This window comes from Verrucosispora sp. WMMD573, from assembly GCF_027497175.1.
In the GTDB taxonomy this organism is placed as follows: Bacteria; Actinomycetota; Actinomycetes; order Mycobacteriales; family Micromonosporaceae; genus Micromonospora.
The window spans coordinates 1,226,555-1,247,158 of record NZ_CP114901.1 but is presented as its reverse complement, the minus strand read 5'-3'; the positions used below and the strand labels follow the sequence as shown (position 1 = coordinate 1,247,158).

The 20,604-nt window shown below is 69.8% G+C and carries 19 protein-coding genes and 1 pseudogene; 16 read left to right on the top strand and 4 right to left on the bottom strand.

Going from position 1 to position 20,604, the window contains the following annotated elements; genetic code table 11:
• Positions 1-19 precede the first annotated feature (19 nt).
• Together O7601_RS05720 and O7601_RS05715 are read left to right on the top strand one after the other, a co-directional pair.
• Positions 20-1,807 (top strand): glycoside hydrolase family 15 protein, encoded by a 1,788-nt coding sequence (locus tag O7601_RS05720; RefSeq protein WP_281566805.1) that lies wholly within the window; start codon positions 20-22, stop codon positions 1,805-1,807.
• 99 nt (positions 1,808-1,906) lie between these two features.
• Positions 1,907-2,686, top strand: coding sequence for an SDR family oxidoreductase (locus O7601_RS05715; RefSeq protein ID WP_093411377.1), 780 nt, complete (start codon positions 1,907-1,909; stop codon positions 2,684-2,686).
• A 249-nt stretch (positions 2,687-2,935) separates the two neighbouring features.
• On the opposite strand, the gene O7601_RS05710 is transcribed toward O7601_RS05715, so the two are convergent.
• Both O7601_RS05710 and O7601_RS05705 read right to left on the bottom strand, forming a co-directional pair.
• The gene (locus O7601_RS05710; RefSeq protein ID WP_281565192.1) at positions 2,936-3,601 is read right to left on the bottom strand and encodes a response regulator transcription factor; all 666 of its coding nucleotides are present in this window, start codon (positions 3,599-3,601) and stop codon (positions 2,936-2,938) included.
• Positions 3,598-4,773: a sensor histidine kinase gene (locus O7601_RS05705; RefSeq protein ID WP_281565191.1), complete on the bottom strand. Its 1,176-nt coding sequence runs from the start codon at positions 4,771-4,773 to the stop codon at positions 3,598-3,600. The genes O7601_RS05710 and O7601_RS05705 overlap by 4 nt, the downstream gene beginning before the upstream one ends.
• A gap of 200 nt (positions 4,774-4,973) precedes the next feature.
• Between O7601_RS05705 and O7601_RS05700 the strand changes: the two are divergent.
• The 12 genes and pseudogenes from O7601_RS05700 to O7601_RS05645 all read left to right on the top strand — a co-directional run bounded on the left by O7601_RS05700 (position 4,974) and on the right by O7601_RS05645 (position 17,903).
• Positions 4,974-5,989, top strand: a pseudogene (locus O7601_RS05700) (NAD(P)-dependent alcohol dehydrogenase).
• Positions 5,990-6,033: 44 nt separating this feature from the next.
• Positions 6,034-6,405, top strand: a complete 372-nt coding sequence (locus tag O7601_RS05695) for a metalloregulator ArsR/SmtB family transcription factor (protein ID WP_093411352.1) — start codon at positions 6,034-6,036, stop codon at positions 6,403-6,405.
• 265 nt (positions 6,406-6,670) lie between these two features.
• The gene (locus O7601_RS05690; protein ID WP_281565190.1) at positions 6,671-7,942 is read left to right on the top strand and encodes a CehA/McbA family metallohydrolase; all 1,272 of its coding nucleotides are present in this window, start codon (positions 6,671-6,673) and stop codon (positions 7,940-7,942) included.
• Between the two features lie 421 nt (positions 7,943-8,363).
• The gene (locus O7601_RS05685) at positions 8,364-8,489 is read left to right on the top strand and encodes a hypothetical protein (RefSeq protein WP_281565189.1); all 126 of its coding nucleotides are present in this window, start codon (positions 8,364-8,366) and stop codon (positions 8,487-8,489) included.
• Complete coding sequence (gene kdpF / locus O7601_RS05680) at positions 8,486-8,575, top strand: K(+)-transporting ATPase subunit F (RefSeq protein ID WP_281565188.1); 90 nt, start codon at positions 8,486-8,488, stop codon at positions 8,573-8,575. Before O7601_RS05685 ends, kdpF begins: the two co-directional genes overlap by 4 nt.
• On the top strand, positions 8,575-10,230 hold the full coding sequence (gene kdpA / locus O7601_RS05675) for a potassium-transporting ATPase subunit KdpA (RefSeq protein ID WP_281565187.1): 1,656 nt from the start codon (positions 8,575-8,577) through the stop codon (positions 10,228-10,230). Before kdpF ends, kdpA begins: the two co-directional genes overlap by 1 nt.
• 20 nt (positions 10,231-10,250) lie before the next feature.
• Positions 10,251-12,443 (top strand): potassium-transporting ATPase subunit KdpB, encoded by a 2,193-nt coding sequence (kdpB, locus tag O7601_RS05670; protein WP_281566804.1) that lies wholly within the window; start codon positions 10,251-10,253, stop codon positions 12,441-12,443.
• Complete coding sequence (locus O7601_RS05665) at positions 12,443-13,324, top strand: potassium-transporting ATPase subunit C (RefSeq protein WP_281565186.1); 882 nt, start codon at positions 12,443-12,445, stop codon at positions 13,322-13,324. Before kdpB ends, O7601_RS05665 begins: the two co-directional genes overlap by 1 nt.
• Positions 13,325-13,396: 72 nt before the next feature.
• The gene (locus O7601_RS05660) at positions 13,397-15,952 is read left to right on the top strand and encodes a DUF4118 domain-containing protein (RefSeq protein WP_281565185.1); all 2,556 of its coding nucleotides are present in this window, start codon (positions 13,397-13,399) and stop codon (positions 15,950-15,952) included.
• Complete coding sequence (locus tag O7601_RS05655; RefSeq protein WP_281565184.1) at positions 15,949-16,629, top strand: response regulator; 681 nt, start codon at positions 15,949-15,951, stop codon at positions 16,627-16,629. Before O7601_RS05660 ends, O7601_RS05655 begins: the two co-directional genes overlap by 4 nt.
• Before the next feature lie 125 nt (positions 16,630-16,754).
• Complete coding sequence (locus O7601_RS05650) at positions 16,755-17,426, top strand: lytic polysaccharide monooxygenase (RefSeq protein WP_281565183.1); 672 nt, start codon at positions 16,755-16,757, stop codon at positions 17,424-17,426.
• Positions 17,427-17,570: 144 nt separating this feature from the next.
• Complete coding sequence (locus O7601_RS05645; RefSeq protein WP_281565182.1) at positions 17,571-17,903, top strand: hypothetical protein; 333 nt, start codon at positions 17,571-17,573, stop codon at positions 17,901-17,903.
• Positions 17,904-17,937: 34 nt separating this feature from the next.
• On the opposite strand, the gene O7601_RS05640 is transcribed toward O7601_RS05645, so the two are convergent.
• Both O7601_RS05640 and O7601_RS05635 read right to left on the bottom strand, forming a co-directional pair.
• Positions 17,938-18,453 carry a YetF domain-containing protein gene (locus tag O7601_RS05640; RefSeq protein ID WP_281565181.1) on the bottom strand — a complete coding sequence of 172 codons (516 nt, stop codon included), beginning with the start codon at positions 18,451-18,453 and terminating at the stop codon, positions 17,938-17,940.
• Positions 18,454-18,511: 58 nt separating this feature from the next.
• Positions 18,512-18,787, bottom strand: a complete 276-nt coding sequence (locus O7601_RS05635; RefSeq protein WP_281565180.1) for a BON domain-containing protein — start codon at positions 18,785-18,787, stop codon at positions 18,512-18,514.
• 368 nt (positions 18,788-19,155) lie between these two features.
• Here O7601_RS05635 and O7601_RS05630 point away from each other — a divergent pair, with 368 nt between their 5' ends.
• Positions 19,156-19,392, top strand: a complete 237-nt coding sequence (locus O7601_RS05630) for a hypothetical protein (RefSeq protein WP_281565179.1) — start codon at positions 19,156-19,158, stop codon at positions 19,390-19,392.
• Positions 19,389-20,579 carry a DUF2254 domain-containing protein gene (locus O7601_RS05625; protein ID WP_281565178.1) on the top strand — a complete coding sequence of 397 codons (1,191 nt, stop codon included), beginning with the start codon at positions 19,389-19,391 and terminating at the stop codon, positions 20,577-20,579. The genes O7601_RS05630 and O7601_RS05625 overlap by 4 nt, the downstream gene beginning before the upstream one ends.
• The last annotated feature ends 25 nt before the right edge of the window (positions 20,580-20,604 follow it).

Below are 20,604 nucleotides of genomic sequence, written 5' to 3'. Positions count from 1 at the left end.
ACCCTGGGTACGCGCGGGTGTGGCTGTGATCAGCGACTACGCCTTGCTCGGCGACTGTCAGGGTGCCGCATTGGTCTCCTCGGACGGGTCCGTGGACTGGTGGTGCCCGCCCAGATTCGACGCGCCGAGTGTCTTCACGCGTCTGCTCGGTGCTACCGGTGGCCACTGGTCGATCCGGCCGGTCGGGCCGTACACGACCGTCCGGCAGTACCTGGACGGGACGATGGTGCTGGGTACGGAGTTCCACACCCAGGACGGTGTGCTGCGGGTGACGGATGCCCTCGGTCTCGGCTTCGGCGAACGCGGGCACGGAATCGGCTTCACGTCCCCACACGTCCTGCTGCGGCAACTCGAGACAGTCGGCGGCACGGTGGAGGTGGCGATCGAGGTCGCGGCCCGCCCAGAGTACGGGCTGATAAGTCCCTCGATCGCCGAGACGCCGGCGGGGATCGAGATATCCGGCGGAGCCGACCGGCTGGTGTTGACCAGCGATCGTGATCTGGTGATCGACGGTCCGCTGGTGACCGGACGATTCACGCTGGCCGAGGGCGACAGCGCGCTGTTCGCGCTGCACCACCGCCGCGCCGCCGACCAGCAGATCGTGCCGCTGGACGGCCGTGTCGCCCTACGCGACACCATCGAGGCCTGGCAGTCGTGGGATCGCATCCACCAGGGCTATCAGGGGCCCTACCGCGAGCAGGTCCGGCGTAGCGCCCTGGTGTTGCAGGCGTTGACCTACCAGCCGACCGGTGCCGTGGTCGCCGCGGCCACCACCTCGTTGCCGGAGGAGGTCGGTGGCGCGGCGAACTGGGACTACCGGTTCGCCTGGCTGCGCGACGGCAGCTTCACGCTCAAGGCGCTGTGGGTAGCCGCCTGTCCCGACGAGGCACGCAGGTTCTTCGACTGGATGGCCGCGTCGATGGGGTCGGTCAGCGGGGACGACCACGTGCCGATCATGTTCGGCGCTGCCGGCGAGCGTGATCTGACCGAACACACCCTGGAACACCTGGCGGGCCACCGCGGCAGCCGGCCGGTGCGGATCGGGAACGACGCCTGGCAGCAGAAGCAGCTCGACGTCCTCGGCGAGGTGCTGGAATCCGCGTGGGTCCTGCGGGACCAGATGGCGGATCTGTCGCCCGCTGCCGCGGACCTGCTTCGATCACTGGCCGACCGGGCTGCCGACACATGGCGGCAGCCGGATGCGGGCATCTGGGAAGGTCGCGAGGGCGAGCGGCACTACCTGACCTCGAAGCTGGCGTGTTGGGTGGCCCTGGATCGGGCCGTCAAGCTGGGGCGGGAGCTTGACGCCGAGGCGGCGGTCCCGCGATGGTCGAAGGCCAGAGATGAGGTACGGGCGGCAATTCTCGACGAGGGTTGGCACGCGTCGAGCGAGGCGTTCACCGGCGCGTTCGGGTCCGACCACCTCGATGCCAGCGTGCTCGGCATGCCGATCCTCGGGTTCCTGCCCGGCGACGACGAGCGGGTTCTCGCCACGGTGCGAGCCATCGAACGTGACCTGACCCGGGACGGTCTGGTGCAACGCTGGACGGGAGCGGGCGATGAGGGCGCCTTCATCACCTGCTCGTACTGGTTGGTCGAGGCATTGGCGCTGGCCGGGCGGATCGACGCGGCCCGGCAGATCTTCGACAGCGTGACCGACCGGGCAAACGATCTCGGCCTGCTCTCGGAGGAGATCGACCGCAGCGACGGCAGCCAGATCGGGAATTTCCCCCAGGCGCTGTCCCACATCGGTCTCATCAACGCCGCCTGGGTCATCGACCAGGTGGAGAACGGGACCGCACCGTAGCGACCGGAGGCCGGCACGTACCCCGCCGGCTGCCAGCCCGCTCGCTTAGGAGCGGGGCAGGCGGGTAAGCCGCGAGCGGCAGCGAGGGAGGGAGCCCTGATGACCGGACGACTGGCAGGTAGGACCGCCCTGATCACCGGCTCGGACTCGGGCATCGGACAAGCCACCGCGATCGAGTTCGGCCGCGAAGGCGCCGACGTCGTGGTGCACTACCTGCACGATCACGCGGGCGCGAACCACACGAAGGCCGAGATCGAGAAGGCCGGTCGGCGGGCCGTCGTGGTCCAGGGTGACATCAGCGTCGAGCATCAGGTCGAGGCGATGTTCGACGAGGCCCTCGCGGAGTTCGACCGGCTGGACATCCTGATGAACGATGCGGGTGTCGACGCCTCCGGCATCCCGGTCGCCGACCTGGACACCGAGACCTGGGACCGGGCGATTCGGACCAACCTGTACGGGATGTTCTTCTGCTGTCGACGTTTCATTCGACACCGCCGCGACCAGGGCGGACACGGCAAGATCATCAACATCACCTCGGTACATCAGGAAGTGGCCCGGGCCGGCGGCTCCGACTACGACGCCAGCAAGGGCGGCATGCTCGAGCTGGCCAAGAGCATCGCCCTGGAGGTCGCTCCGATGCACATGAACGTGAACAACATCGGGCCGGGCATGGTGCTCACCCCGTTCAACCAGCAGGCGATCGACGACCCGAAATTCCTGGAGGAGCAGGTGCAGTCGATCCCGTGGAAGCGGGCCGCGCAGCCGGAGGAGATCGCCAAGCTCGCCGTCTTCCTGGCCAGCGACGACGCCGACTACGTGACCGGGTCGACGTACTTCATGGACGGTGGCCTGATGCAGAACCAGGGACAGGGCGCGTAGCCGCCACGCCCGACCCCGCCGACGTGGGTCGAGTGGCCCGGCACACTAGGTTCGGTCGGCGGCCGAGGAGCTGCTGGGTGAGAAGGTGATGCAGGCTGTTGAGGTGGATGCCCAGATCGGACGCCGATCCGTCATCGATGGCGATCATCGCGATCCAGCCCTGCCGGGCCTCGACGACGCGCCGCCCCAGCCGGTCGGGTCGACAACGATCGACATTGTCGGGTGTCGGCCCGTCGACCGGGTTCGAAGTCAGGGCAACCAGCCGGGTCGGACCAGACCGGCCTCGTACGCGAACACCACCAACTGGGCGCGGTCCCGAGCACCGAGTTTGACCATCGCCCGGGACACGTGCGTCTTGGCGGTGGCCGGACTGACCACCAGCCGCGCGGCGATCTCGTCGTTGGACAGCCCGGTGCCGACCAGCGCCACCACCTCCCGCTCCCGCTCGGTCAGCTCGGCCAACCGCCGAGGTGCGGCCGGCGTGGCGGTGCCGGCGGCGAACTGCTCGATCACCCGCCGGGTCACACTCGGCGACAGCAGCCCGTCGCCGGCGGCCACCACCCGTACCCCCTGGATCAGTTCGGCCGGTTGGGTGTTCTTGACCAGGAACCCGGCGGCACCGGCGCGCAGCGCCTCACCGACGTACTCGTCCAGCTCGAAGGTGGTGAGTACGACGATCCGTACCCCGGAAAGCTCGGGGTCGGCGGTGATCTGCCGGGTGGCGGCCAACCCGTCCACCCCAGGCATCCGGATGTCCATCAGGACCACGTCGGGGACGGTCTGCCGGGTCAGCCGCACCGCCTGCGCACCGTCGCCGGCCTCGCCGACGACGGTGATGTCCGGCTCGGCGTCCAGCAGCGCGCGAAAACCGGCCCGGACCAGCACCTGATCGTCGACGAGCAGAACCCGGATCACGCTGTCGCCTCCCGCGTCTGGTCCCGCCCCAGGGGCAGGGTGGCGCGTACCCGCCAGCCGCCGCTACCGTCCGGCGCTGGCCCGGCGGTCAGCTCACCGCCCAACGCGGCAGCTCGCTCCCGCATCCCGGTGATCCCGTTCCCCGTAGGCGCCGGGCCCGGGTGCCGCACACCGCCGCCATCGTCGTCGACCTCGACCACCAACGCATCCTGCCGGTACCCGATGGTGACGGTGGCGGCGGCACCCGTCCCGGCATGCCGGCGGATGTTGGTCAATCCCTCCTGCACGATCCGGTACGCGGCCCGGTCCACGGCCGCGGGCAGCGGCCGGACGGTACCGTCGATCACGGTCCGGGTCGGCAGCGCGGCGTCCTCGGTCAGCTCGGCGAGCCGGTCCAGCCCGGGCGCGGGGGTTCGCGGGGCGGCCTCGCCGGTCGGGTAGAGCGTGTTGAGCACCGCCTGAACCTCGCGCAGCGCCTCCGCGCTGGACTGCGCTATCGCGTCGAGCGCCGCCCGGGCCTGCTCCGGGTCGCGATCCATCAGGTGCAGACCGACGCCGGCCCGCATGTTGATCAGCGAGAGGTGGTGACCGAGCACGTCGTGCAGTTCGGCGGCGATCAGCAGCCGCTGCTCGCTGGCGCGGCGGCGTTGCCGCTCCTCGGACAGCCGGCGCTGCTCCGCGATGCCGTTGCGGACCTCGGCGGCGACCAGGATGCCAATCTCGGTCACCAGGCCGGCCCCGGCGATCAGCGCCAACGCTGCCAACGCCTGGCTCCGGGTGGCCCCACTGGCCAGCACCCAGATGACGTACGACCCGACGGCCGCCGTCGCCACCAGCCACCGGTGACCGGCGACCATGGCCACCGCCGCACCGATCATCGGTGCCAGCAGACTCACCCCGACCGGCCGATCCAGCAGGTGGTACGCCAGGGTGGCGGCGACCACGATCAGGAAGTTCCGCCGCGGGAACCGGTGCCGGTCGGCCAGCGCCAACCCGCTGAACACCAGCAACACATATCCGACGACCCCGACACTGGCGTGCTGCCAACCGGCGACGATCGCGGTGCCGACCGGCTGGGCGAGTGCGGTCAGCACTGCCAGGCCCGGCCCTGGCCGTGACTTCGGCCGTTCGTCGGGGGATGCCACGTCGGCATTGGGGCTCGACCGGCTCATGGTCGCACTGTAGGCCGATCGGCGTAGCCGTCGGCAGCCCTGACGGTGGCAGCCCGGCGTACTCCCCGGGGAGTAGCACGGTCCTCCCGCTGCCGCGCGGGGAGTAGCGGCGGTGCCGCCGGCACGCCGACGCATCGCCCGACCCGTGCCGACAGGCTCTGTGGCAGAGCATTCGACACGCGACGGCGAGGAGACTTCCGATGAAGGCGATCGTGCAGCACCGGTACGGTTCACCCGACGTTCTGCGGCTGCGTGAGGTGGACGTCCCGAAGCCCGGCGACGACGAGGTGCTGGTCCGGGTGCGGGCGAGTTCGGTGAACGCGTACGACTGGCACGCCATGCGGGGCGACCCGTATCTGTCCCGACTGACGTTCGGGCTCCGCCGGCCCACCGCGCCGGTTCGGGGCCAGGACTTCGCCGGCCGGGTCGAGGCGGTCGGCCGGGCGGTGACCCGCTTCCGGCCCGGCGACGAGGTGTACGGCGAGGCCGGCCCCGCCGGTGGCGCGTTCGCCGAGTACGTGTGCCTGGCCGAGAACCTGGTGGAGGCGAAGCCGGCGAACCTGAGCTTCGAGCAGGCGGCGGCGATCCCGCTGGCTGCCACCACCGCGCTGGTCTGCCTCCGCGACGCCGCCGAGCTGCGGGCCGGGCAGCATGTCCTGATCAACGGGGCGTCCGGCGGGGTGGGCACCTTCGCGGTGCAGCTGGCCAAGGCGTACGGCGCGCAGGTGACCGCGGTGTGCCGGACCCGCAACGTCGACCTGTCCGGTCACTCGGTGCGGATCATGTCGTCGACTACACCAGGGAGGACTTCACCCGGACCGACGCGGTGCGCGCCGGCCGCCGCTACGAGGTACTGCTCGATCTGGTCGGCAACCGGTCGTTGCCCGACTGTCGGCGGGTGCTCACCCCGGACGGGATACTGCTGCTGTCCGGCGGTGGCGTCTTCACCGGCGGCAGTGTCTTCGGGCCGATGGGCCTGCTGATCCGGGGGCCGCTGGTGGGGCGTCTCGTCCGGCACCGCATCGTCGCGCCGTTCGCGGCGGCAGGCCGGGGGCACCTCGCGACGCTGCGGGAGTTGGCCGAGTCCGGCAAGTTGACCCCGGTCATCGACCGCACCTACCGGCTGGACGAGGTACCCGACGCGATCCGCTACGTCGAGACCGAGCACGCCCGCGCCAAGGTCGTCATCAGCACTTTCTCGGACAACTCACGGTGATCCAGCCCTCGTTTCACCACCGATCGGTGCTTGTTGCTGCAACGATGCAAGGCGTGGGAACTGCGAAGACTACGACGCCCGCCATCTCGCCCCTCACCGGCGAGCCGATCAAACCTGCCGATGCCGAGCGCCTCGCGGGAGTGCTGAAGGCATTTGCCGACCCGGCGCGGCTGCGGCTGCTCAGCCTGATCCAGTCGTCTCCGACGGGGGAAGCGTCCGTGAGTGACCTCACCGCGCCGCTCGGACTTTCCCAGCCGACCGTGAGTCATCATCTTCGGATCCTGACCGAGGCTGGCCTGCTGGAGCGGGACAAGCGTGGCGTCTGGGCGTACTACCGTCTGGTGCCGTCCGCGATCGCCGCGATCGCCGACCTGCTGACGCCACCCCGTAAGCGGGCGGCGAAGAAGAGCCGCTGACGGGGCCGTCGAAGACCGGTCGCCGATCCGGCTGAACCGGCGCCTGTCCTGCGGCACGTCACTGAGCCGATGGCCGTTCTCCTGGCCATCGGCCAGTCGGCGTTTCCAGTCGACGGCGGATGGCTCCCCTGGCTGTGAGCTGCCGGGCTGCTCGCATGCTGCCAGGCGTCGGTCGGGGCCGGGGAAGCTCTGTACGGCAGGTGTTCGCCTGAACGATGACCCAGCTTGGTGGCATCGTCTAGTAGAGACATGTTCATGTTTGCCTATGAGCGGACATCACCCCCATCACTGTCACCACGACCACCGACCCACCGGCGAGGTGCCGTACGGTCAGGTCAACGTCGCGCCGATGCTTGGCCGACGGGCGCTGCTGGCCGGCACCGGCGGCGCGCTGATGCTGGCCGCGCTGCCGACCCCGGCCCGGGCGGCCAGCACGACGATGGCCAACGCCCCGACCGCGGCGGCCGGCGCCGCTCGGACCTCCCTGGTCACCCAGGGCACGATGCTGGTCCACGCCGACATGCACAACCACACCGTCGCGTCGGACGGCGACGGCAGCCCCGAGGCCGCGTTCGCCTCGATGCGCGAGGCCGGTCTGGACGTCGCCGCGCTGACCGACCACGCCACGCTCTTCGCCATCGACGGGATCAGTTCCTCCGAGTGGCGGACCACCGGTGACCTCGCCAACGCTGCGAACGACCCGGGCCAGTTCACCGCGATCCGCGGATTCGAGTGGTCCCATCCGTTGCAGGGGCACATCAACGTGTGGAACACCGCCGACTTCGCCGACCTGTGGCGGGCCGGCAGCACCGGCAGCCTGTACCGCTGGCTGACGGGTCGGCCGGGCGGGCTGGCCAGCTTCAACCACCCCGGCCGTGAGCTGGGCCGGTTCGACAACTTCTCGTTCAACGCCGCGGCCCGGGACCAGCTGGTGGGGTTGGAGATGTTCAATCGCACCGACGACTACCTGTTCGAAGGCTGGTCGTCCGGGATGACGTCGCCGCTGGTGGCCTGCCTCAACGCCGGCTGGCGGCCGGGCCTCACGGGCGTCACCGACGAGCACGGCACCACCTGGGGTTTCCACGAGGGTAAGGGGCGCAGCGGCCTGTGGGTCACCGAGAACACCCGGGCCGGGGTGTTCGAGGCGATGGCGGCCCGTCGTTCCTTCGCCACCCGCGTCTCCGGCCTGCGGGTGGATGCCACGGCCAACGGCGTACGCATGGGTGGCGTGCTGAACGTGACCTCCGGCGACGTACGGTTCCTGCTGGACCTCGACCGCGGCTCGGCCTGGGACGGAAAGCCGCTACGGATCCAGGTCCTGCGACCCGGTACCTCCGCGCCGACCGTCGTCGACGTCGTCGACACGGTAAACGGTCGGGTCACCGACTTCACGGTGCCACTCAACGTCGCCGACGGCGACTGGGTGGTGCTCCGGATCTCCGATCCGTCCCTGCCCAACGGCACTCCCGGGCCGGCTGGTCACCCGTGCAACGACTTCGGAGTGGCGTACACCAGCCCGTGGTGGCTACGCCCCTGAACGCAACCGTCCCTCCGGTCACGCGCGTGGGCCGACGGCGGACGTCGCCGGCCCACCATGCCCGCTCGTCAGCGAACCCGCAGCCGCTGAGGTGCTCCCTGCCCGATGTGGATGACCCGGCCGGCCACGGCAGTCAGCTAAATCGAATTAGCCTCGGCAGGGTGGCCGGGCTCACCTCCGGGGGTCAAGAGTGTTGCGGCGGTGTTACGTGATCAATCGCTCCTGGTCGCGGCCCGACACCGGGGACGGCCGGCGGGCCGGCGCGGCCACCGGTCCGGCAGCGGTGTCCGTTGTGTCCCGGACCACCCGATCGGGTGGTGGCGTGAAAAGGGCGTTAAGAAACGCCGGTCCCCCGTGATGGTCGCGTTATAGCCCCTGTCGTCTAGGGGCGAGTGGCGTTGTGATTGCCCGGCGCGGCCGGATGGCGGTCGCGCGGGACCTGTTCCGGAATGAGGAGTCAGACGTGTCTGACGTGGTGTTCGTGCTGGTGACGGTCGCGCTGTTCGCGGCGCTCGCCCTGGTGGTGAGGAGCGTGGAGAAGCTGTGAGCGCCGTCAACACCGTCGGTCTGGTGCTGGCGATCGGTCTGGCCGTGTTCCTGGTGGTCGCCCTGCTCTTCCCAGAGCGCTTCTGATGACCGTGACCACAGCCGGCGTGCTGTTCATCCTCTCGCTGGTGGTGGCGCTGGCCGCCGTCCACCGGCCGCTCGGCGACTACCTGTTTCGGGTGGTGTCCGGGACCCGGCACACCCGGGTCGAGCGGATCGCCTACCGGATGGTCGGGGTCAATCCGGCCGCCGAGCAGACCTGGGGTGTGTACGCCCGTGCCGTGCTCGCCTTCTCCGCCATCTCGATCCTGTTCCTGTACGGGTTCATGCGGCTGCAGAACCACCTGTGGCTGTCGCTCGGCCTCGACCCGGTGTTGGCGCACGGTGCGTGGAACACGGCGGTGTCGTTCGTGACCAACACGAACTGGCAGTGGTACTCGGGCGAGTCGACAATGGGTCACCTGGTACAGATGGCCGGTCTGGCGGTACAGAACTTCGTCTCCGCCGCCGTGGGCATCGCGGTGGCGGTGGCTCTGGTCCGGGGCTTCGCCCGCAGCCGGACCGGCGATCTGGGCAACTTCTGGGTCGACCTGACCCGGATCACGCTGCGGATCCTGCTGCCGATCTCGGTGCTCGGCGCGATCGTGTTGATGGCCGGCGGGGTGGTGCAGAACCTGTCAGCGGGCACCGAGATCACCACCCTGACCGGCGGGAGCCAGACCATCACCGGTGGGCCGGTGGCCAGCCAGGAGGTCATCAAGGAGCTGGGCACCAACGGTGGCGGTTTCTACAACGTCAACAGCGCCCACCCGTTCGAGAACCCGACCACCTGGACGAACTGGCTGGAAGTCTTCCTGCTGTTGGTGATCCCGTTCTCCCTGCCCCGGGTCTTCGGCCGGATGGTCGGCCAGGTGCGGCAGGGCTACGCGATCGTCGCGGTGATGGCAATCCTGGCGATCGCCAGTGTCGCTCTGACCAATGTCTTCGAGCTGACCGGCGACGGCACGGTTCCGCAGGCGGTTGGCGCGGCCCTCGAAGGCAAGGAGGTCCGGTTCGACGTGTCGAACTCGGCCACCTTCGCCGCCGCGACCACGCTTACCTCGACCGGCGCGGTCAACTCGTTCCACGACTCGTACACCGCGCTGGGCGGGATGATGCCACTGGTCAACATGATGCTCGGCGAGGTGGCGCCCGGTGGGGTGGGCGCCGGCCTGTACGGCCTGCTGATCCTGGCGGTGATCACCGTGTTCGTCGCCGGGCTGATGGTCGGCCGGACTCCGGAGTACGTCGGCAAGAAGATCGGCTCGCGGGAGATCAAGCTCGCCTCGCTCTACTTCCTGATCACTCCCGCACTGGTGCTTGTCGGCTCGGCTGCGGCGTTTGCCACCGGCAACAACTCGACGGCGCTCAACGTCGGGCCGCACGCCCTGTCCGAGGTGCTCTACGCGTTCACCTCGGCGAGCAACAACAACGGCTCCGCGTTCGCCGGTATCACCGTGAGCACGCCGTGGTGGAACACGGCGCTGGGACTGTGCATGCTGCTCGGCCGGTTCTTGCCGATCATCCTCGTGCTCGCCCTGGCCGGCTCCCTCGCGCGCCAGCAACCCACCCCCGCCTCCGAGGGCACCCTGCCCACGCACCGGCCGCTGTTCGTCGGGCTGGTCGTCGGAGTCACGGTGATCCTCGTCGCGCTGACCTTCCTTCCCGCCCTCGCGCTCGGCCCGCTGGCCGAAGGGCTGTGACCATCATGAGAAAGCAGGACATGACCACCTCCACGCCGGCGCCACACGGCACCGCCGACGCGGCGACCGCCGGCACCCCGGCCACCCAGGGCAACCGGGTCGGCGGCGGCCTGCTCGACCCGAAGCAGATGCTCAAGGCGCTGCCGGACGCGCTGCGCAAGCTGGATCCGCGCACCCTCTGGCGCAACCCGGTCATGCTGATCGTCGAGATCGGGGCGCTCTTCACCACCGTTCTCACGGTGGCGGACCCATCGGTGTTCGCGGTCGCGATCACCGGGTGGCTGTGGCTGACCGTCATCTTCGCCAACCTGGCCGAAGCCGTGGCCGAGGGGCGGGGCAGGGCGCAGGCCGCCGCCCTGCGCAAGGCGAAGACCGACACCGTCGCCACCCGCGCCCTCGGTTGGACCCCGGGCGCCGCCCCCGGCACCTACCGCACCGAGTCGGTGCCCGCTCCACAGCTGAAGCAGGGCGACATCGTCGTGATCGAGGCTGGCGAGATCATCCCCGGCGACGGGGACGTGGTGGAGGGCATCGCAAGCGTCGACGAGTCGGCCATCACCGGTGAGTCCGCCCCGGTGATCCGGGAGTCCGGCGGCGACCGCAGCGCGGTCACCGGTGGCACGAAGGTGCTCTCCGATCGGATCGTCGTGACGATCACGCAGAAGCCGGGAGAGAGCTTCATCGACCGGATGATCAACCTGGTCGAGGGCGCGAACCGGCAGAAGACCCCGAACGAGATCGCGCTCAACATCCTGCTCGCCGCGCTTACGATCATCTTCCTGCTGGCCGTCGTCACCCTCCAGCCGCTGGCCATCTTCGCCAAGGAATTCCAGGCCGCCGCCGCGGACACCGGCGCGATCACCGACGCCGGAGTCAGCGGGATCGTGCTGGTGTCGCTGCTGGTCTGCCTGATCCCGACCACGATCGGGGCGCTGCTGTCGGCGATCGGCATCGCCGGCATGGACCGGCTCGTGCAACGCAACGTGCTCGCCGTGAGCGGCCGGGCGGTCGAGGCCGCCGGTGACGTGAACACACTGCTGCTGGACAAGACCGGCACCATCACCCTGGGCAACCGGCAGGCTGCCGAGTTCGTCCCGGTCGAGGGGGTGCCGTCGGAGACCGTCGCCGACGCCGCGCAGCTGTCCAGCCTCGCCGACGAGACCCCCGAGGGCCGCTCGGTGGTGGTGCTGGCCAAGAACGAGTTCGGTCTGCGCGAGCGGAAGCCGGGACTGATCCCGCAGGCCACCTTCGTGCCCTTCACCGCGCAGACCCGGATGAGCGGCGTCGACCTCGGAACGGCGGACAGCGGCGGCAGCCGCCGCATCCGCAAGGGCGCCGCCGCCGCGGTCATGAAGTGGGTACGCGAGAACGGCGGTCACCCCACCGAACAGGTCGGCCAGATCGTCGACGAGATCAGCGGCCTCGGCGGTACCCCGCTGGTCGTCGCCGAGCACGTCGACGGCGAACCTGCCCGCGCCCTGGGTGTCATCCACCTCAAGGACGTGGTGAAGGCCGGCATGAGGGAGCGGTTCGACGAGATGCGCGCGATGGGCATCCGGACCGTGATGATCACCGGTGACAACCCGCGCACCGCCAAGGCCATCGCCGACGAGGCGGGGGTCGACGACTACCTCTCCGAGGCCACTCCGGAGGACAAGCTCGCCCTGATCCGTAAGGAGCAGCAGGGCGGCCGGCTGGTCGCGATGACCGGCGACGGCACCAACGACGCTCCGGCGCTCGCCCAGGCCGACGTCGGTGTCGCCATGAACACCGGTACGTCGGCCGCCAAGGAGGCCGGCAACATGGTCGACCTCGACTCGGACCCGACCAAGCTGATCGAGATCGTGGAGATCGGCAAACAACTGCTGATCACGCGCGGGGCGTTGACCACGTTCAGCATCTCCAACGACATCGCGAAGTACTTCGCGATCATCCCGGCCATGTTCGCCGGCATCTACCCCAGTCTGGACGCCCTCAACATCATGCGGCTGTCCAGCCCCGAGTCGGCGATCCTCGCGGCGGTCGTCTTCAACGCGATCATCATCGTCGCGTTGATCCCACTCGCTCTGCGCGGCGTGCGTTACCGGCCGGCCGCCGCGTCGAAGCTGCTCGGCCGCAACCTGCTGGTCTACGGACTCGGCGGCATCGTGGTGCCGTTCGTCGGCATCAAACTCATCGACCTGCTCATCCAGCTCATCCCAGGGATCTCGTGATGCGCCTGCCCACCTGGCTCGCCCGACACCTCGCCGCGCTGCGCGCGTTACTCGTCTTCACCATCCTGCTCGGCTTCGCCTACCCCCTCGCGCTCGTCGCCGTCGGTCGGCTACCCGGCCTCGCCGACCGAGCGGACGGATCGCTGCTGACCGCCGACGGGCGGACCGTCGGCAGCGCGCTGATCGGGCAGTCCTTCACCGACCCGGACGGCAACCCCGTCCCGCGCTACTTCCAGTCCCGTCCGTCCGCCGCCGGTGACGGCTACGACCCCACCGCGACCGCTGCCAGCAACCTCGGCCCGGAAAGTGTGGTCGACACCATCGCCGCGGACCCCGAGGAGTCGACGCAGAGCCTGCTCACCCAGGTCTGTGAGCGCAGCAGGGCGGTCGGCGAACTGGAACGAGTGGACGGACGCCGCCCCTACTGCACTGTCGACGGGGTCGGCGCGGTGCTCGCGGTGTTCCGCGCAGACGGACTGAGCGGGCCGGTGACCCGGGTGGTCAGCGTCAACCAGGTGGCGCCGGCCACCCCGTTTCTCACCAGCTACGAGGGCGTGCCGGTGGAACTGGCCCAGCCCGGTGAGGACTACGTCGCCGCCGGTGGGTTGGCCACCCCGATCCGGGGTGACGCTCCGGCCGACCCCGCGGTCCCCACCGACGCCGTCACGGCCAGCGGCAGCGGACTCGACCCACACATCTCCCCGGCGTACGCCGAGTTGCAGGTGAGTCGGGTGGCGCGCGAGCGCGCCGCGGACCCCGCCGCGGTCGGTCGTCTGGTGGCGGAACACACCACCGGCAGGTCGCTCGGCTTCCTGGGCGAGCCCGGGGTCAACGTGCTGGAACTCAACCTGGCGCTCGACCGGGAGTTCCCCGCCCGCTGAGCTGTCCGGCAGGGCCCCTTGCGGTACAAATGGCGATGGCAGGGGCCCTTTCTTCGAGCGAGGAGGGGTGCGGTGGCGCGAGGTGAACTGCGCATCTATCTCGGCGCCGCACCCGGCGTCGGGAAGACGTACGCGATGCTGGAGGAGGCGCACCGCCGCGCCGAGCGGGGCACCGACGTGGTTGTCGGGCTCGTCGAGACCCACGGCCGTACGCACACCGCTGCAATGATCGGCGATCTCGAACAGGTGCCCCGGCGCGCGATGACCTACCGGGAAGCCGAGTTCACCGAGATGGACCTGGACGCGGTGCTCGCCCGGCGGCCCGAGGTGGCCGTAGTCGACGAACTGGCCCACACCAACGTTCCCGGGTCCCGCAACGAGAAGCGCTGGCAGGACGTGCAGCAACTGCTCGCCGCCGGGATCACGGTGCTCACCACCGTCAACATTCAGCACCTGGAGTCGCTCAACGACGTTGTCGCCCAGATCACCGGCGCCATCCAACGGGAAACGGTGCCCGACGCCGTGGTGCGCGCCGCCGAACAGGTAGAACTCGTCGACATGACTCCCGAGGCGCTACGTCGTCGGATGGCCCACGGCAACATCTACCGCCCGGACAAGATCGACGCTGCGCTCGGCAACTACTTCCGGCTCGGCAACCTCACCGCCCTGCGCGAACTCGCGCTGCTCTGGCTCGCCGACAAGGTAGACGAGCAGCTCGACGCGTACCGGGCGCAACAAGGCATCTCCGCCACCTGGGAGGCGCGTGAACGGGTTGTCGTCGCGCTGACCGGTGGGCCGGAGGGGGAGACGATGATCCGGCGCGCGGCCCGCGTCGCCGCTCGCGGCAAGGGCGCCGACCTGCTCGCCGTGCACGTCGCCCGCAGCGACGGGCTCGCCGGCGCCGACCCCGCACAGCTCGCCCGGCAACGGGTGCTGGTGGAGAGCCTGGGCGGCACGTACCACGAGGTGCTCGGCACCGACATCCCCGGCGCGCTGCTGGATTTCGCCCGCGGCGTCAACGCCACCCAACTGGTGCTCGGTGCCAGCCGCCGGGGGCGCTTCGCGCAGCTGTTTTCCCGAGGGGTCGGAGTCACCGCGACCGCGCTGTCCGGTCCGATCGACGTACACCTGGTCACCCACGCCGAGGCCGGTCGTGGCCGACGCGGTCCGACGGTGCCCGCCGCGCTGTCCCGGCGGCGCCGGCTGTACGGGTTCGCGCTCACCATCCTGGGCATGCCCGCCCTGACCGCACTGCTCAAGGCGCTGCCCAACCTCAACCTGACCAACGACATCCTGATCTTTCTCGCTGCGGTCGTCGGCGTCGCGCTCGTCGGTGGACTCTGGCCGGCACTGCTCGCCGCGCTCGGCGGGTCCCTGCTGCTGAACTGGTTCTTCACCTCGCCCTTCTACACGTTGACCATCGCCGAGGCGGACAATCTCCTCGCCCTTGGCGTCTTCGTCGGGGTCGCCGTCGCGGTGAGCTGGGTGGTCGACGTGGCGGCCCGGCGGACCCGCGAGGCGGCTCGTGCCTCCGCCGACGCGCAGACCCTCGCCACCGTCGCCGGCAGCGTCCTGCGCGGGCAGCGCCCTCTTCCGGCGTTGCTGGAACGTCTCCGGGAGACCTTCGCGCTGCGCGCGGTCAGCGTCCTGGAACTGACCGCCGAGGCGGCCGGACACCCGGCTCGGGATCGGGCAGAGAACGCCTGGCGGGTCGTTGCCAGCGTGGGTGAGGCGCCAGCCTGCACCCCGAGTGCCGGCGAGACGGCCGTACCCGTGGACGACCGGCTCACCGTCGTGCTCTGCGGCCGACGGCTGGAGGCCGCCGACCGGCGCATCGTCGAGGCGTTCGCCGCGCAGGCCGCCGTCGCGCTCCGGCAGGAGCGCCTCGCCGAGGAGGCCGCGACCGCCCGGCCGCTGGCCGAGGCCGACCGGATGCGCACCGCGCTGCTCGCCGCCGTCAGCCACGACCTGCGTACCCCCCTCGCCTCGGCGAAGGCCGCCGTGTCCAGCCTGCGCAGTCCGGACGTGGAGTTCGATCCAGAGGACCGGGACGAACTGCTGGCCACCGCCGACGAGTCGCTCGACCGGCTCGGCCGGTTGGTGGCAAATCTGCTCGACATGAGCCGCCTACAGGCCGGGGCACTCGGTATCACCGTCGCGTCGATCGGCCTGGAGGACGTCGTACCCCGGGCGCTGGACGAACTCGGTCCACCCGCCGTCGACGTCGGCACCGACATCCCCACCGATCTGCCCGCCGTCACCGCCGATCCGGGCCTGCTGGAGCGGGTGCTGGTCAACCTCGTCGCGAACGCGTTGCGCCACAGCCCACCAGGACAGGCACCCACCATCACCGCCAGCGCCCACTCCGGTCAGGTCGAACTCCGTGTCATCGACACCGGCCCCGGCATCCCTCAGGATCAGTGGGACCACGTGTTCCTGCCGTTCCAGCGTCTCGGTGACCGTGACACCACCACGGGCGTCGGCCTCGGGCTGGCGCTGTCCCGGGGGCTCGCCGAGGCCATGGGCGGCAGCATCAATCCCGAGACCACCCCCGGCGGCGGTCTCACGATGGTGCTGAGACTGCCTGCCGCGACCCCGACCGCAGTCACGGAGGGTCCGCAGGAATGACCCGGATCCTCGTCGTCGACGACGAACCTCAGATCCTGCGTGCCCTGCGCATCAATCTGCGCGCCCGCGGCTACGACGTCGACGTCGCCGCCACCGGCACCGCCGCGCTCAAGGCGGCCGGAAGCCACCCACCCGATCTCGTCGTGCTCGACCTCGGCCTGCCCGACCTCGACGGCGTCGACGTCATCCGTGGGCTTCGCGGCTGGACGACCGTACCCATCATCGTGCTGTCCGGTCGAGCCGGCAGCGACGACAAGGTCACCGCCCTCGACGCCGGCGCTGACGACTACGTCACCAAGCCCTTCGGCGTCGACGAACTCCTTGCCCGCATCCGCGCCGTGACCCGCCGGCACACGACGGTCGATACCGCCAGCCCCACCGTCCAGCTCGGGCGGCATACCGTCGACCTCGCCGCCCGCACCGTCATCCGTGACGACGGCTCCGAGATCAAACTGACCCCTACGCAGTGGGGAGTCCTCGAAACGCTGCTGCGTAATCCGGGCAAGCTGATCAGTCAACGTCAACTGCTCCGTGACGTGTGGGGGCCGGGTTACGAGACCGAAACCGGCTATCTGCGCCAGTACCTGGCCCAGCTGCGCCGCAAACTCGAACCGGACCCCACCCGGCCGCGTCACCTGATCACCGAACCCGGCATGGGCTACCGCTACCAGCCATGATCCAGACGAAAGCACACATCCGATATGAATAGACGATCATTGATATCTTGTCCGATTGGTGTGATACTCGCTGGAAGCGCTCCCAAACCCGTCCCGGTGAGCGCGTCAGAAATGGAGGATGCACCGTGCGTTCACACCATCCCCACCAATCCGGCCGGCAATCCCGGCCCGCCGTCCGGGTGCTTGTCCTGGCTCTCGCCGTGGTGGCCGCCATGCTGCCCTGGACGGGTGCCGCCCAGGCCCACGGCACTGTGATCAACCCGGCGACCCGCGCTTACCAGTGTTGGCAGAACTGGGGCCACCGGCACATGGATCCGGCGCTGCAGACGCAGGACCCGATGTGCTACCGGGCGTTCCAGGCCAACCCCGACACCATGTGGAACTGGATGAGCCAGCTGCGGGACGGCCTCGGCGGGCAGTACCAGGCCCGTACGCCCGACGGACAGCTCTGCAGCAACGCCCTTTCCAGGAACGACACCGTGAACCAGCCGGGGGCCTGGAAGGCGACGAACGTCAGCCGCAACTTCACGCTCCGGTTCTACGACCAGGCCAGCCACGGTGCTGACTTCTTCCGGGTCTACGTCACCAAACAGGGCTTCAATCCGAACTCGCAGCGCGTCGGTTGGGGAAACATCGACCAGATCCTGCAGACCGGGCGCTACGCGCCGACGCAGAACATCTCGTTCAACGTCTCGATCCCGTCCGGGCGTAGCGGCCAGCACGTTCTCTTCGTGATCTGGAAGGCGTCGCACATGGACCAGACCTACATGTGGTGCAGCGACATCAACATCGTCTGATCCAGCCGACCGCCAGGCGCAGCTCGGCTCCGGCCCGGGACGACCGGGTCGGAGCCGAGGGCTGTCGGAGCTGGGTGGTCGGGCCTGCCCGGTGACGTCCTCGTAGGCTGCACCACCGGCAGGCGGCGGGGTAGCCTCGGGTGGGTGCGGATCGTCGCGTTTCTGGCCGTCGCCGTCGTCGTGCTGACCGCCGTCCTGCTGGTTTCCGTGGTCCTGACGGGCGGTGCCCGACGCCGACGTCATGCCGCGCAGATGTCCGCCCGCTGGGCGGTGCGCCACTACGCCATCCCGGGGCGCGGGCACACCGTCGTCGGTGTCACCCTGACCGACGCGGACGGGCGGGTACACGGCGAGCACGTGGTCGCCCGCATCCCGGACGACGCTGAGGACTGGCAGCGCGACTTCGTCGCGGCGCGTCAGGAGGCCGAGGAGCGCGCATTCCACCTCAACATCGACCGACCACCGATCGAGGGCTGACGCCGGCTCTGCGGCGGAGCCGACGCTCGGCCGGCTACCGTCCCTCGTCGCGCACGTCAACGAGGGTGCTGCCGTCACCGAGTCGTTCGCGGGTGATGATGCTCAGGCTGCCGTCAGTCTCCAGGACGACGGCGGCAAGGTCATGGAGGTCGCCCGCGCCCTGGCTGCGGGCGGCCTGCCGGATCTCGCTCTCCGCCACCCGGTTGGACCGCAACGTCGCAATTCGTAGCTGCCCGTCCCGGAGCAGCATGGTGGGCCGGGCCTTGAGCACCTTCTGCGACGGTGGCCAGCGTACGGCGAGCAGCGCGACCGCGTACTGCAAGGTCACCAGCAGGATCAGGGCGAGGATTCCCTCCACCAGCGATACGTCCCGCGAGAGCAGGATCGTCGCCAGCGTCGAGCCCAGCGCGACCGTGACCACGAAGTCGAAGGCGTTCAGCTTGGACAACGTCCGCTTGCCGGAAACCCGCAGGATCACCACCAGCGCCGGGTAGATGATCGCCGCGATCACGAGCAGGCGGACCAGATCGGCAGGGTTGTTCAGCACCATCGTGGCGACATACCCGGATGCGGGATTCGCAAAAGAACGAGAGCTGGCCCGGTCCGGGTCACTCGCCCAGGAGGCGGAGCCGGTTGCTGACGTCGTGTACTCCCGGTGTGCGCCAGGCGAGGGCGTGCGCCTCGGCGCTCACCTCGGCCGTGCTCACCGTGCCGTCAAGCACCACCACCCGGTTCTGCACCTCGATGCAGATGCGTTCGTGGCGCAGGCGTGAATCCTGCTGCATGCTCGTGAGCAGCTGACAGGCCAGTCGGGTGTCTTCGTCTGTGGGCTCGGCGTTGAACAGCGGCGGCAGGTCGTGGGGAAAGAACCAGGGGTGGGTCATGGCCGACTCCTTCAGGGGATCGTCTGTTAGGACTGCCCTACCCGGCGGCCACGGCGGCCAACACGACGAACCGATGACGGTCTCTGCCCGTGACTGTGACGGTCGGCGGAGATCGGCAGCACGACGTTTGTCGCCGAGGATTTCGGGTAGCGGTCCAGCCAGGCCGCCGACCACGGCTTCGCCGCACGACCGCCGGGAGGACCGCATCGTGACCCGCCGATCGTTCCGACACGGCATCACGAGCCAGCGCGCGCGGGCGACGTGCCGGTGAACGGGCGGCACCGGTCGGGCCACAGTGACACCGGCCGCCGACATCCGGTCGAGCCGTCGGAGCCAATCCCCGGCCGGATCGCCCGGTCGGCGCGGCGATGAGCCCGCCCAGCGACGGCGAGCGGGCGCCTGAGGACGCGGTACTGCACGGCGTCGCCCGACGGCTCGACAAGCCGATGGGTGCCCTGGGCGTGCTCTTCGTGCTGATCGTGCTCGCCCAGGTCGTCGAACTGGTACCTGCGATCTACTCGATGGTCGTGTTCGGCACCCTGGCCGGGGCCTTCGGCGCTCTCTTCCTCAGCGCCGATCGAGAGCGCAAGGCCACGGCGACGTGAGCCGGCCCCGTACGGCCGCCGCCCGGCTCGCCGAGATACGGCAGAGCTTCTGGCTCATCCCGGCGCTCTTCGCAGTGAGTGCCGTCGTGGTGGCCATCGGGCTGTCCGTGCTGGAGCTGCGGCTGCGGCTGCCGGTCGAGACCATCCTGCCCAGCGGGCCCGCCGGTGCCCGATCTCTGCTTTCGTCGATCATCACGGCGATGATCTCGTTCACGGCGCTGGTCTTCTCCATCACGGTCGTGGCGCTGCAACTGGCCAGCAGCCAGTACTCGCCGCGGGTGCTGCGCACGTTCCTTCAGGACCGGGTCATCCAGTCGACGCTCGGCACGTTCGTCGCGACGTTCCTCTTCGCGATGGTGGTGCTGGCCGCGCTGCCGGCCCGCGACAGCGAGCGGCTGCCCGAACTCTCGCTCGCCGTGTCGATGTCGCTCGTGCTGGCCAGCACCGCGATGTTCATCTACTACCTGCACCACATCACCACGGTGATGCGGGTGGGGCACATCATCGTCGCGATCGGCGCGCAGACCCGACGCACGATCGATCGGCACGTGCCGGACCGCGAGGAGCCGGCCTGGATCGCGGGTGAGGTGGTGCAGGTCGTGCCGGCCGCAGCGGCGGGTCTGGTCACCAGCGCCGACCTCGCCCTGCTGGCCCGGCTGGCTCGGGAGCACGACTGCGCGATCACCGTCGTACCGGCGCCGGGAGATTTCGTGGTCGCCGGGGCGCCATTGCTGCACTGTCATCGACTGCCCAGCGGAAAGCCCCGCACACTGCCCGCGGAAAGCGTCGCCAACTCGGTCACCATCGACGTCGAGCGCACACCGGGCCAGGACGTGGGGTTCGGTCTGCGTCAACTGGCGGACATCGCCACGCGTGCGCTGTCTCCCGCGTCCAACGACGTCACCACCGCCGTACGTGCCGTTCAGGAGGCGCATGACCTGCTCCGCCGGCTCGCGACACGGCCCGATCCGGTCGGGATCGTACGGGACGACGACGGCACGGTGCGGGTCCTGGCGAATCGTCCCGCCTTCGACACCTATCTTGCGATGATCATCGACGAGCTGCGGAACACCGCCGACGGGCAACCACGGATCGACCGGCTGCTCGACACCGTCGTCACCGACCTGGACTCCGTGGCACTGGCTACCCACCGGCCGGCGATCCGGCGGCGGATGCCGACGAGTTGACGGCGGGGCCCGCCAGCCGTCGACA